General features: G+C 70.3%; 9 protein-coding genes. 5 read left to right on the top strand and 4 right to left on the bottom strand.

Translation table 11 applies throughout. From position 1 onward, the window contains the following. The first annotated feature begins 68 nt into the window (after positions 1-68). Entirely contained in the window at positions 69-839 is a 771-nt protein-coding gene (locus DEW08_RS05750) for an FCD domain-containing protein (protein ID WP_109325152.1), read from the top strand. Positions 840-907: 68 nt separating this feature from the next. Here the strand turns inward: DEW08_RS05750 and adhE are convergent, their stop codons facing one another. Together adhE and DEW08_RS05740 are read right to left on the bottom strand one after the other, a co-directional pair. Next, positions 908-3,574, bottom strand: a complete 2,667-nt coding sequence (gene adhE, locus DEW08_RS05745; RefSeq protein ID WP_109325151.1) for a bifunctional acetaldehyde-CoA/alcohol dehydrogenase — start codon at positions 3,572-3,574, stop codon at positions 908-910. Positions 3,575-3,921: 347 nt separating this feature from the next. After that, entirely contained in the window at positions 3,922-5,208 is a 1,287-nt protein-coding gene (locus tag DEW08_RS05740; RefSeq protein ID WP_109325150.1) for an acetylornithine deacetylase/succinyl-diaminopimelate desuccinylase family protein, read from the bottom strand. A gap of 314 nt (positions 5,209-5,522) precedes the next feature. Between DEW08_RS05740 and DEW08_RS05735 the strand changes: the two genes are divergently transcribed. The 3 genes from DEW08_RS05735 (at position 5,523) to DEW08_RS05725 (ending at position 8,304) form a co-directional block, all read left to right on the top strand. After that, on the top strand, positions 5,523-6,521 hold the full coding sequence (locus tag DEW08_RS05735) for an ABC transporter substrate-binding protein (protein ID WP_109325149.1): 999 nt from the start codon (positions 5,523-5,525) through the stop codon (positions 6,519-6,521). A 90-nt stretch (positions 6,522-6,611) separates the two neighbouring features. Further along, a complete protein-coding gene (locus DEW08_RS05730; RefSeq protein WP_109325148.1) occupies positions 6,612-7,442 on the top strand; it encodes an ABC transporter permease in 831 nt (276 codons plus the stop codon). Between the two features lie 16 nt (positions 7,443-7,458). Continuing rightward, positions 7,459-8,304 carry an ABC transporter ATP-binding protein gene (locus DEW08_RS05725; RefSeq protein ID WP_109325147.1) on the top strand — a complete coding sequence of 282 codons (846 nt, stop codon included), beginning with the start codon at positions 7,459-7,461 and terminating at the stop codon, positions 8,302-8,304. A gap of 51 nt (positions 8,305-8,355) precedes the next feature. Here DEW08_RS05725 and DEW08_RS05720 read toward each other — a convergent pair whose 3' ends face one another. Together DEW08_RS05720 and DEW08_RS05715 are read right to left on the bottom strand one after the other, a co-directional pair. After that, positions 8,356-9,882 carry a 3-hydroxyacyl-CoA dehydrogenase gene (locus DEW08_RS05720; protein WP_109325146.1) on the bottom strand — a complete coding sequence of 509 codons (1,527 nt, stop codon included), beginning with the start codon at positions 9,880-9,882 and terminating at the stop codon, positions 8,356-8,358. Between the two features lie 56 nt (positions 9,883-9,938). Further along, complete coding sequence (locus tag DEW08_RS05715) at positions 9,939-10,724, bottom strand: enoyl-CoA hydratase (RefSeq protein ID WP_211107071.1); 786 nt, start codon at positions 10,722-10,724, stop codon at positions 9,939-9,941. 121 nt (positions 10,725-10,845) lie between these two features. Here DEW08_RS05715 and DEW08_RS05710 point away from each other — a divergent pair, with 121 nt between their 5' ends. Then, the gene (locus DEW08_RS05710) at positions 10,846-11,661 is read left to right on the top strand and encodes an IclR family transcriptional regulator (RefSeq protein ID WP_109325144.1); all 816 of its coding nucleotides are present in this window, start codon (positions 10,846-10,848) and stop codon (positions 11,659-11,661) included. Positions 11,662-11,739 lie beyond the last annotated feature (78 nt).

The following is an 11,739-nucleotide window of genomic DNA, read 5'->3' as shown; positions in this document are numbered from 1 at the left end:
CGCTATCTATGGCGCCGCGACGGAGCGGGCTTCGGCAGACCGGGCACAGCGGAAGGGAACGCGTCTCGATGCAGGGAACGATCAAGCCGGCCAAGCTGGCCGACGCCATCGCGGAGCATCTGGAAAAGCTGATCCTGGAGGGCATCCTGCGGCCGGGGGAAAAGCTGCTGCCCGAACGCGACCTCGCGGTGAAGCTCGACGTCTCCCGTCCCTCGCTGCGCGACGCGCTGGCCAAGCTGGAGGAGCGGGGGCTGCTCATCACCGGGCGCAACGGCACCTTCATCGCCCGTTTCCTGTCGAAGATCAGCGACCCGCTGGCGACCCTGCTGCAGGACAATCCGGCGGCGACCTTCGACTATCTGGAATTCCGCCACTCCATCGAGGCGGAGGCGGCCGCCCTGGCCGCCCGGCGGGCGACCGACCTCGACCGCGCCGCCATCCGCGCCATCGTCGAGCGGATGCGCTCCGCCCACAGCAAGGACGACAGCTCGGAAGAGGCGGAGGCCGACGCCGAGCTGCATCTGGCGGTCTATGAGGCGGCGCACAACCTCGTCATGCTGCACATCATGCGCACCCTGTCGGAACTGCTGCGCAGCGACGTGTTCTACAACCGGGCCGATCTCTACTCGCGGCCGGGCGTGCGCGATCTGCTGCTGCAGCAGCATCTCGCCATCGCCGAGGCCGTGCTGTCCGGCGACGCCGGGGCCGCCCGCGCGGCGGCCGGGGCGCATGTCCAGTTCACCCTGCGCACGCTGCGCGACATCCGCGACAGCAACGCGCGGCTGGAGGTGTCGCTGCGCCGCATCGGCCGCAGCGACCTGATCGACAGCGCCGGGTAAGGCTGCCACCGAAAAAGGGGCGCCGGTTTCCCGACGCCCCCTCTGCCTGGCTATGGAATGCCCGCCGCTCAGTCGGCCTTGGCGAGCGCCTTGCGGCCGGCGGCCTTCTCGGTCTTCTCCGGCACGGCCTGCTCGGTCTGCTCGACGTAGGCGCGTCCGTAGTAGCTGTCGAGGAGGAGCTGCTTGAGCTCGCTGACCAGGGGGAAGCGCGGGTTGGCGCCGGTGCACTGGTCGTCGAAGGCGGCCTCGGCGATGGCGTCCACCCGCGCCAGGAACTCCGCCTCGGGAACCCCCGCCGCCTGGATCGACGCCGGGATGTCCAGCGTCCGCTTCAGCTCGTCCACCCAGGCGATCAGCATCTCCACCCGCTCATGGTCGCGGCTGCCGCCCAGGCCCAGGTGCCGCGCCACCTCGGCATAGCGCGCCACCCCCTTGGGCCGGTCGTACTGGCTGAACGCCGTCTGCTTGGTCGGGATGTCCGCCGCGTTGTAGCGGATCACGTTCGAGATCAGCAGCGCGTTCGCCAGACCATGCGCCAGGTGGAACTCCGCCCCCAGCTTGTGCGCCATCGAGTGGCACACCCCGAGGAAGGCGTTGGCGAAGGCGATGCCGGCGATCGTCGCCGCGTTGTGCACCTGCTCGCGCGCCTTGGGGTCCTTCGCCCCGTTGCGGTAGGCCGAGGGCAGATACTCCTTCAGCAGCTTCAGCGCCTGCAGCGCCTGGCCGTCGCTGTACTCGTTGGCCAGCACCGAGGCGTAGGCCTCCAGCGCATGCGTCACCGCGTCGATGCCGCCCGCCGCCGTCAGCGACCTGGGCATGTCCATCACCAGGTTGGCGTCGATGATCGCCATCGTCGGCGTCAGCTCATAGTCGGCGATCGGGTACTTCACCCCGGTGCGCTCGTCGGTCACCACCGCGAAGGGCGTCACCTCCGACCCGGTGCCCGAGGTCGTCGGCACCGCGACGAACTGCGCCTTCACCCCCAGCTTGGGGAACTTGTAGATGCGCTTGCGGATGTCCATGAAGCGCAGCGCCAGGTCCTCGAACGCCACCTCGGGCGCCTCGTACATCACCCAGATGATCTTGGCCGCGTCCATCGGCGAGCCGCCGCCCAGCGCCAGGATGACGTCGGGCCGGAAGGCGTTGGCCAGCGCCAGGCCCCGGCGCACCACCGCCAGCGTCGGGTCGGCGCTGACCTCGAAGAAGGTCTCCACCTCCAGCCCCTGCGCCTTGAGGATGCGCACCGTCTCGGCGACGTGGCCGTTCTCGAACAGGAAGCGGTCGGTGACGATCAGGCAGCGCTTGCGCCCCTGCAGCTCCTCCAGCGCGAAGGGCAGGCAGCCGCGGCGGAAGTAGATCGACTTGGGCAGCTTGTGCCAGAGCATGTTCTCCGCCCTCTTGGCCACGGTCTTGCGGTTGAGCAGATGCTGCGGCCCGACATTCTCCGAGATCGAGTTGCCGCCCCACGAGCCGCAGCCCAGCGTCAGCGACGGCGCCAGACGGAAGTTGTAGAGGTCGCCGATGCCGCCCTGCGAGGAGGGGGTGTTGATCAGGATGCGCGCCGTCTTCATCACCTGCCCGAAGTGGCGCACCCGCTCGGCCTGCTGGTCCTGGTCGGTGTAGAGCACCGAGGTGTGGCCGATGCCGCCCAGCGCCACCAGCTCGGCCGCCGTCCGGCAGGCGGCGGCGAAGTCGCCGGCGCGGTAGAGGGCGAGCGTCGGCGACAGCTTCTCGTGGGCGAAGGCCTCCTCCTCGGACACCTCGCTGACCTCGGCGATCAGCACCTTGGTGTGGGCGGGCACGCTGATGCCGGCCATCTCGGCGATGCGGCGGGCCGACTGGCCGACGATGGCGGCGTTCAGGCTGCCGTTGTTCAGCAGCACCTTGCGCACCGCGTCGGCCTCGGCGGGCGACAGGATGTGGCCGCCATGCTTCGCGAAGCGCTCGCGCACCGCCTCGTAGGCCTGCTCGACGACGATGACCGACTGCTCGGAGGCGCAGACGACGCCGTTGTCGAAGGTCTTGGACATCAGGACGGAGGCGACGGCGCGCTTGATGTCGGCGAACTCGTCGATCACCGCCGGGGTGTTGCCGGCGCCGACGCCGATGGCCGGCTTGCCCGAGGAGTAGGCGGCCTTGACCATGCCCGGCCCGCCGGTGGCGAGGATGAGGTTGATGTCCGGGTGGTGCATGATGGCGTTGGACAGCTCGAGCGACGGCTCGTCGATCCAGCCGATGATGTCCTGCGGCGCGCCGGCGGCCACCGCCGCCTCCAGCACCAGCCGGGCGGCCTCGCAGGTCGCCTTGCGGGCGCGGGGGTGGGGGGAGAAGACGATGCCGTTGCGGGTCTTCAGGCAGATCAGCGCCTTGAAGATGGCGGTGGAGGTCGGGTTGGTGGTGGGGACGATGGCGCAGATCAGGCCGACCGGCTCGGCGATCGTCATGATGCCGTACTCGGGATCCTCCTCGAGGATGCCGCAGGTCTTCTCGTCCTTGTACTTGTTGTAGATGTACTCGGAGGCGAAGTGGTTCTTCACCACCTTGTCCTCCATCACGCCCATGCGCGTCTCCTCCACCGCCATCTTGGCCAGCGGAATGCGCGCGTTCGCCGCAGCCAGCGCCGCATGGCGGAAGATGTGGTCGACCTTCTCCTGCGGATACTCCGCAAATTGCCGCTGCGCCTCCTTCACTCGGGAGACCAGGGCGTTCAGTTCGGCGAGGGTGGTGACTGGCATGCTGTTCGTTCGCCTCAGCAGGTAGCGCGTGGCAGGGCGTCGCGGGCAAGGCGCCGGCCGCGGCCGATGGCATCCATCGCCGGCGGCGGGCCTCGAACCCGGTGCGCCCGCGCCTGGCGTTCAGCCGGCACTCGCGCGCAGTGGATGGTCGAAACCCTGCTGGTGCATGGTTGACGACCGTTCGATGGCCGCACTCTGCCGTCATCCGCCGCCGGACAACATGACTCAGGTCAAACAATGACGCAAAAAGTCGCGTACCACTTTTTCGCGTTTTGCTGCAAAGCGATGACGCAGGTGCGAAAAGCCGCGCCCGCGCTTTGGGGAGGGGTGTGTTTTTCTTCCGCCTGCTACCTGCTGTTCATCAGCGAAAGGACCGACAGCGCCATCACCTGCGCCGAATGGACCATGTCGTCGATGCCGACATACTCGTCCGGCTGGTGGGCGAGGTCGAGGATGCCGGGGCCGTAGGCGATGCAGTCCTTCAACTGGCCGACCCGCACCACATGCTTCTGGTCGTAGGTTCCGGGGGAGACGACCTGCGTCGCCGGCTGGCCGAGCACCGTCTCGATGGCCGCCGCCACCGCCCGCACCACCGGCGCGTCGGCATCCGTCATGGTCGGCAGGAAGGCCAGCACCTCGCGCAGCTCATACTCGAATCCGGCGCGGTTCCGCCGCAGGTCTTCCAGGATGGCGACGATCTCGGCGCGCACCTCCCCGGGGTCCTCCTCGATCAGGTAGCGGCGGTCGATCACCATGCGGCAGCGGTCCGGCACCATCGGGCTCGGCAGCCCGTCATGGTCCTCGCGCTGGCCGCCATGGATGGCGTTGATGTTGATGGTGGACTGGCGCGCGCCCTCCGGCACCACCGGCATGGCGGTGCGCTTGGCGGCGAGGCGGGGGATCAGCTCCTCCTCGATCCGGTGCAGGACGGCGCCCATGTGGCGCACCGCGCAGTTGCCGAGGAAGGGCATCGAGCCGTGGGCGACGCGGCCCCTGGTCTCGATCTCCGCCCACCAGACGCCGCGGTGGCCGATGCAGACGCGGTCGACGTTCAGCGGTTCCGGGATGATCACATGGTCGACCCGCGGGCGGGAGAAATAGCCGAGCTTCGCCAGATGGCCGACGCCGCCATAGCCGCCGGACTCCTCGTCCACCGTGCCGGAGACCTCCAGCGCGCCGGCCGGCAGCAGCCCCTCGTCGAGCAGCGCCTCCACCGCGATGATCGACGCGGCGATGCCGCCCTTCATGTCGCAGGCGCCGCGGCCATAGACCCGGCCGTCCTTCACCACGCCGGCGAAGGGATCGACGGTCCAGCCCTCGCCGGCCGGCACCACGTCGATATGGCCGTTGAAGTGGACGCAGGGACCCGGCCGCGGCCCCTCGATGCGCGCCACCACGTTGGTGCGGGGATAGCGGTCGCTGTCGCCGGCCGCCCCGACGCCGCGCACATACTCCACCTGGAAGCCGCGGGCGGCCAGCCGCCGGCCGATCAGTTCGGCGCAGTCGGTATAGGCGTCGCCCGGCGGGTTGACCGTCGGGATGCGGATCAGGTCGCGGGTGAGGGCCACGAGCTCCTCGCGGCGCTCCCCGATGCGGCGGAACAGGGCCTCCCGGGCCACGGCGTCTGTCGGCATGATCCTCCCCCGGCGGTGCTCGCTTTGGTCGAGTGTCGCGCAAGGGGCCGCCGCCGCCAAGCCGCACGTTCGCCGCCGTCCGGGGGATGTCCAGCCGGCAGCGGGGCCGGGGCATCGGCGGATTTCCGCCGAGACAGGAGAGCCGATCGGCGGATTTCCGCCGGGACCGGAGCAGTCATCCGCTGAATCAGCCAACAATCCCAGGACTTTGCCTTCTCCGGGGCAAACGGCACGGCCTTTGCTGAAGAAGCAGGCAACCGCGGCAGGGGCCGCGGAGAATGCCCCCGGGCAAGGGGCCTGTCCTGGAGAGGAAGATGCTCAAGTCGACGCTGCGCGCGGTCGCCACCACCACCCTGGTTGCCGCCACCCTGGTCGCCTCCACCCTGGCTGCTCCGGCCGCCCGTGCGGAGGATCTGGTCCGACTCGGCAACCTGAAGTTCGCCCATTACGGCGCCATCTCCTACATGAAGGAGATCGGCGGCAAGTACGGGCTGAAGATCGAGGAGCGGGTCTTCCCCAAGGGCATCGACATCCTGCCGGCCATCGTGGCGGGCGAGATCGACGCCGCCGCCAGCGCCGTGGACGCCGCCATCGCCGGCCGCGCCTCGGGCGTGCCGATCTACGTCGTCGCCGGCTTCGCCAAGGGCGGGGCGCGCATCGTCGTCCGCCCCGACGCCGGCATCAAGTCGGTCGCCGACCTCAAGGGCAAGAAGGTCGCCACTCCGCGCGGCGGCGCGCAGGAGCTGATCCTGCTGGCCGAACTCGCCAAGCACGGCCTCACCTGGTCGGACAAGGGCGGCAAGGACGTGCAGATCATCTACATGGCCTACGCCGACATGAACCAGGCGCTGCTGTCGGGCAACATCGACGCCATGTCGCAGTCGGAGCCGCAGTCGAGCCAGGCCATCAACAAGGGCTTCGGCGTCGAATTGCTGAAGCCCTACGACACCGAGCTGGGCGAGCCGATCCGCTCGCTGGTGGTGACCGAGGACTTCTACAGCAAGCGGCCCGAGGTGGCGGAGCGCTTCATCCGCTGCTTCGTCGAGGCGACCGCCACCTTCATCGCCAAGCCGGATCTGGCCGAGAAGTATGTCCGCGAGCAGGTCTTCAAGAACCAGATCACCAGCCAGGACTACCAGGACGCCATCGGCAACTCGCCCTTCTCCTACGACATCTCGGTCGAGCATGTGCAGGTCACGACCGACCTGATGCAGAAGTACGGCGTCGGCCGCATGGCCAACCCGCCGAAGGCCGCGGACTGGGTGAAGCTGGACCTGCTGGCCAAGGCCAAGGCCGCCGTCCAGGCGAACTGACGCCGCTCCTCTCCTGATCCTGCACGCGGTCCCTCGCCGGCCTGTCTCCGGATGGGTACGGGGGCCGCCCCAGCCGCGGACCCGAACGCCATGTCCCAACCGACCCGAATCTCCGCCGCCGGCATCCTGCGCGGCGCCATCGTGCCCCTGCTGGTCATCGCCTTCTGGCAGGTCCTGTCCTCCTCCGGCCTGATCAACCCGACGGTGCTGCCGTCGCCGCTGGCCGTGGTGGTGCGCTGGTGGCAGTACCTGATCCCGGCCGATCCCTACGACCCGGCGCAGATGAGCTGGTTCGCCTGGGCGCTGTCGGGCGAGATGCTGCACGACGCCTGGTCCAGCCTGTACCGCGTGGTGCTGGGCTTCGCGGTCGGGGCGGGGCTGGCGCTGCCGCTCGGGCTGCTGATGGGCTCCAGCCCGCGCATCTACGCGCTGATGGACCCGCTGGTGCAGGTGCTGCGCCCGATCCCCCCGATCGCCTACATCCCGCTGGCGATCCTGTGGTTCGGCCTGGGCAACCCGCCGGCCGTCTTCCTGATCGCCATCGGCGCCTTCTTCCCGGTGCTGATGAACACCATCGCCGGGGTGCGCCATGTCGACGGCATCTACCTGCGCGCCGCGCGCAACCTGGGGGCGGGCAGGCTGACGATGTTCCTGCGCGTCATCCTGCCGGCCGCCACCCCCTACATCCTGGCCGGCGCGCGCATCGGCATCGGCACCGCCTTCATCGTGGTGATCGTGTCCGAGATGATCGCGGTGAACGCCGGCCTCGGCTTCCGCATCCTGGAGGCGCGCGAGTTCATGTGGTCCGACAAGATCATCGCCGGGATGTTCACCATCGGCATCCTGGGCCTCGCCATCGACATCGCGATGAACCGGCTGAACAACCACCTGCTGCGGTGGCACCGCGGCCTCGAGAGCTGAGACGGAGCCCCCGGAGATGACCCCCATGCTCAAGACCGTGACCGACACCGCCCCGCAGGTCGACAGCCGGCCGGTGCAGATCCAGGCGCGCGGCGTCGACAAGGTGTTCAACGTCCCCGGCCATCCGGTGGTGGCGCTGCAGAACATCGACCTCGACGTGCGGCAGGGCGAGTTCGTCTGCCTGCTCGGCCCCTCGGGCTGCGGCAAGTCCACGCTGCTGAATGCGGTGGCCGGCTTCCAGCCGCCGACCCGCGGCAGCATCCTGGTGGAGGGCAGGCCGATCACCGAACCCGGACCCGACCGCGGCATGGTGTTCCAGGAATACGCCCTGTTCCCCTGGATGACCGTGGCGGAGAACGTCGCCTTCGGCCTGCAGATCAAGAAGCTGCCCAAGGCGGAGATCGCCGCGACGGTGGAGCGGCTGCTGGAGAAGCTGCACCTGACCGACTTCCGCAACCGCTATCCCAAGGACCTGTCGGGCGGCATGCGCCAGCGCGTCGCCATCGCCCGCGTCCTGGCGCTCGACAGCCCGATCCTGCTGATGGACGAGCCGTTCGGTGCGCTCGACGCGCTGACCCGCCGGACGCTGCAGGACGAGCTCCTGCGCATCTGGGAGGAGGTGGGCAAGACGGTGCTGTTCGTCACCCACTCCATCGAGGAGAGCATCTACCTCGCCGACCGCATCATCGTGATGACCTACCGGCCCGGCACCATCAAGCGCGACATCGCCGTCGAGATGCCGCGCCCGCGCGACGCCGCGGCGCCGGAATTCAACCGCCTGAAGCGCGAGCTCGCCCAGCTCGTGATGGAGGAGCAGCAGCGCTTCAGCCAGGACGAGATCCGCTCGGTGACGGCGGACTGAGCCCAGGCCGGAGGGGGACGGTCCTGCCCCTTCCGGCCCTTTTGCCGGCCCTTACCCTTCCGGCGTCGTCAGCGCGACGCCGAGCCGGGCGCGCCGCTTCAGCCAGGGGCTGGGGCGGTAGCGCTGGTCGCCGGTGCCCTCCAGCAGGGCCTCCAGCACCGCCAGGATGCGCGCCGGCCCCAGCCGGTCGCCCATGGCGAGCGGCCCCTGGGGATAGCCCAGCCCCAGCATCACCGCCCGGTCGATGTCGGCGGGCGAGGCGATGCGCTGCTGGGCGATATCGCAGCCGATGTTGACGATGCAGGCGACGACGCGCTGGGCGATGAAGCCCGGGCTGTCATGCGTCACCGTCACCGCATGGCCGCCGGCGGCGAGCGCCGCCCAGCCGGCGGTCCGCGCCTCCTGCGAGGTGACCGGCGTGGTCATCGCCACCCGCCGCCCCTCCAGCCCGAACAGCAGGTCGACCGCCAGCGTGCGGGTGGGATCGAGCCCCTCCGCCAGCGCCGCCGTGGTGGCGTCCTGGCCGAGCGGGGCGACCAGCGCGACCGAGCCGGCCGCCGGCCGCTCCCCGCCGTCGAGCGGCACGCCGGCCGCGGCGAGCGCGCCGGCCAGGGCGGCTCCGGCCTCCGGCGCGCGGCGGCTGACCCAGACGGGGCAGGGGACGGCCGCGGGCGCGGCCGGTTCCGGGGGCAGGACCGGCTTGCTGCCCTCATAGACGTAGAAGCCGCGCCCGGTCTTGCGGCCGAGCAGCCCGGCCGACAGGAGCTGGCGCGGCAGGATCGACGGGCGGTAGCGCGTCTCGTGGAAATACTGGGTGTAGATCGACTCCATCACCGCCTGCGAGATGTCGATGCCGATCAGGTCGAGCAGCTCGAACGGTCCCATGCGGAAGCCCGCCTGCTGCACCAGCACGCGGTCGATCTCCGCCGGCTCCGCCACCCCTTCGCCGAGCACGCGCAGCGCCTCGGTGCCATAGCCGCGGCCGGCATGGTTGACGATGAAGCCCGGCGTGTCGCGCGCCTCCACCGCCGTATGGCCGAGGCGGCGGCCGAGCGCCAGCATGGCCTCGGTCACCGGCCGCGCGGTCAGCACGCCGGGGATGACCTCGACGATCCTCATCAGCGGGACGGGATTGAAGAAGTGGAAGCCCGCCACGCGCTCCGGCCGCCTGGTCCCCGCCGCGATGGCGGTGACCGGCAGGGAGGAGGTGTTGGTCGCCAGCACGCAGTCCGGCCCGACCACCTCCTCCAGCGCCGCGAACAGGCCGCGCTTGGCCTCCAGCGTCTCGACGATGGCCTCCACCACCACATGGCAGGGGGCGAGCTCGCCGGCCGAGCCGACGGGGCGCAGCCGGCCGCCCGCCGCCTCGGCCTCCGCCGCGGTCATGCGGCCCTTCCCGGCCAGCGTGGCGAAGGTCGCGGCGATCGCCTGCGCCGCCTCCGCCGCGGCGCCGTCGCGGGCGTCGTGCAGCAGCACGGTGACGCCGGCCGCCGCGGCGATCTGCGCGATGCCGCGCCCCATCGTGCCCGTCCCGACCATGCCGAGGACGAGGTCGTCCGCCTTGGGATCGAATGTCATTGTCGCTCTTGTCTCCCTGGGGCCGCCCGTCGCGGCGGCTCGTGTCCGGTGGCGCCTCAGCGGCCCTGGTAGGCCGGGCGGCGCTTCTCGATGAAGGCGCGCATGCCTTCCTTCTGGTCCTCGCTGTCGAAGAGGAGCTGGAAGGCCTTGCGCTCCAGCATCAGGGCGGCCTCCAGCGGCGCGTCGGCGCCGGCCAGCACCACCTCCTTGATCTGGCGGGCGGCCAGCGGCGGCATGCCGGCGATGGTCTCGGCCAGCGTCAGCGCGGTCTCCAGCACCTCGCCGTCGGGCACCACGCTGCTGACGAGGCCCATGGCGTCGGCCTCCCGCGCGCTGATCGGCTTGCCGGTCAGCAGCATCATCATGGCCTTGAACTTGCCGACCGCACGGGTCAGCCGCTGGGTGCCGCCGGCGCCGGGCATGATGCCGACGCGGATCTCCGGCTGGCCGAACTGCGCGCCCTCGCCGGCGATGATGATGTCGGCATGCATCGCCAGCTCGCAGCCGCCGCCCAGCGCATAGCCGTTCACCGCGGCGATCACCGGCTTGGGGCAGGCGGCGATCGGCGCCCACAGCCGGTGCGCCTCCCGCAGCATCATCTCCACCGCGCCGGCCTCGGCCATCGCCTTGATGTCGGCGCCGGCCGCGAAGGCCTCCTCGTTGCCGGTCAGCACGATGGCGCGGACCTCGGGATCCCGGGCAAGATCGGTGAAGGCGCCCGCCAGCCCCTGCCGCACCTCCCCGTTCAGCGCGTTGCGCGCCTCCGGCCGGTTGATGCGCACCAGCGCCACCCCCTCGCGCGGACGCTCGACCACCACCACTTCCAACGGCGCTGCCGACATCCCATCCCCCTTCGGCTGGTATTTCAAGATACGAAAATAAATTCCGTTTTCTTTGACAAGCACGATAGTCGCTGCCAGGATGGCTGGCAACCACAACAATCGGATACGGGCGGCACCAGCCATGCGCAGACGCGACGACGCTCTGGTCGCGGACGAACCGGCGGCGGACGAGGAGAAGGATCCCCGCTTCGTCACCGCGCTCGCCCGCGGGCTCGAACTGCTGCGCTGCTTCCGCAAGGACGAGACGGCGCTGGGCAACCAGGACTTCGCGGAGCGGACGGGGCTGCCGAAGCCGACCGTGTCGCGCCTGACCTACACGCTGGCGAAGCTCGGCTACCTCGTCTACGACCCGCCGACCGGCAAGTACCGGCTGGGCACCGCCGTGCTGGCGCTGGGCTATGCCAGCCTGTCGGGCATGGGCATCCGGCAGGTCGCCCGCCCGCTGATGCAGGAGGTGGCGAGCCAGACCCGCCTGCAGGTGGCGCTCGGCGGGCGCGACCGGCTCAGCATGATCTATCTGGAATGCTGCCACGGCGGCGGGCCGATCACCCTGTCGCTCGACGTCGGCTCCCACATCAAGCTCGGCACCTCGGCGATGGGCCGCGCCTATCTGGCGGCGCTGCCGGATGCGGAGCGCACCGCCCTGATGGGCAAGCTGGAGGAGCATGAGGGCAAGCGCTGGCCCGCCGTCCACGAGGGCATCCTCCAGGCGGTGGAGGACTACCGCACCCGCGGCTATTGCCGCTCCATCGGCTCGTGGAAGTCGGAGGTGAACGCCATCGGCGTGCCATTCGTGCCGCGCAACGGCTCGGCCGTGCTCGCCTTCAACTGCGGCGGCCCGGCCTTCCTGGTCGACCGCAGGAAGCTGGAGGAGGAATACGCCCCCCGGCTCGTCGCCATGGTCCGGCGCATCGACGCGGCCCTCTTCAACGGCTGAAACGGCTGAAACGGCTGGCGCGGGGCCGCGGCCGGCCGGCCCCCTCTCTCCCCGAGTCTGCCCCATGGGTCAGGAGGC

Source organism: Azospirillum thermophilum, from assembly GCF_003130795.1.
GTDB classification, from domain to species: Bacteria; Pseudomonadota; Alphaproteobacteria; order Azospirillales; family Azospirillaceae; genus Azospirillum; species Azospirillum thermophilum.
The sequence above is the reverse complement of the archived record's forward strand: the minus strand, read 5'-3'. Positions and strand labels throughout refer to the sequence as shown.

What these genes read in the sequence shown, in the direction of transcription:
- DEW08_RS05710 (WP_109325144.1), top strand. Translation starts at nt 10,846, where the DNA reads ATGCGCAGACGCGACGACGCTCTGGTCGCGGACGAACCGGCGGCGGAC.
- DEW08_RS05725 (WP_109325147.1), top strand. Translation starts at nt 7,459, where the DNA reads ATGACCCCCATGCTCAAGACCGTGACCGACACCGCCCCGCAGGTCGAC.
- DEW08_RS05735 (WP_109325149.1), top strand. Translation starts at nt 5,523, where the DNA reads ATGCTCAAGTCGACGCTGCGCGCGGTCGCCACCACCACCCTGGTTGCC.
- DEW08_RS05750 (WP_109325152.1), top strand. Translation starts at nt 69, where the DNA reads ATGCAGGGAACGATCAAGCCGGCCAAGCTGGCCGACGCCATCGCGGAG.
- DEW08_RS05715 (WP_211107071.1), bottom strand. Translation starts at nt 10,724, where the DNA reads ATGTCGGCAGCGCCGTTGGAAGTGGTGGTGGTCGAGCGTCCGCGCGAG.
- adhE (WP_109325151.1), bottom strand. Translation starts at nt 3,574, where the DNA reads ATGCCAGTCACCACCCTCGCCGAACTGAACGCCCTGGTCTCCCGAGTG.
- DEW08_RS05720 (WP_109325146.1), bottom strand. Translation starts at nt 9,882, where the DNA reads ATGACATTCGATCCCAAGGCGGACGACCTCGTCCTCGGCATGGTCGGG.
- DEW08_RS05730 (WP_109325148.1), top strand. Translation starts at nt 6,612, where the DNA reads ATGTCCCAACCGACCCGAATCTCCGCCGCCGGCATCCTGCGCGGCGCC.
- DEW08_RS05740 (WP_109325150.1), bottom strand. Translation starts at nt 5,208, where the DNA reads ATGCCGACAGACGCCGTGGCCCGGGAGGCCCTGTTCCGCCGCATCGGG.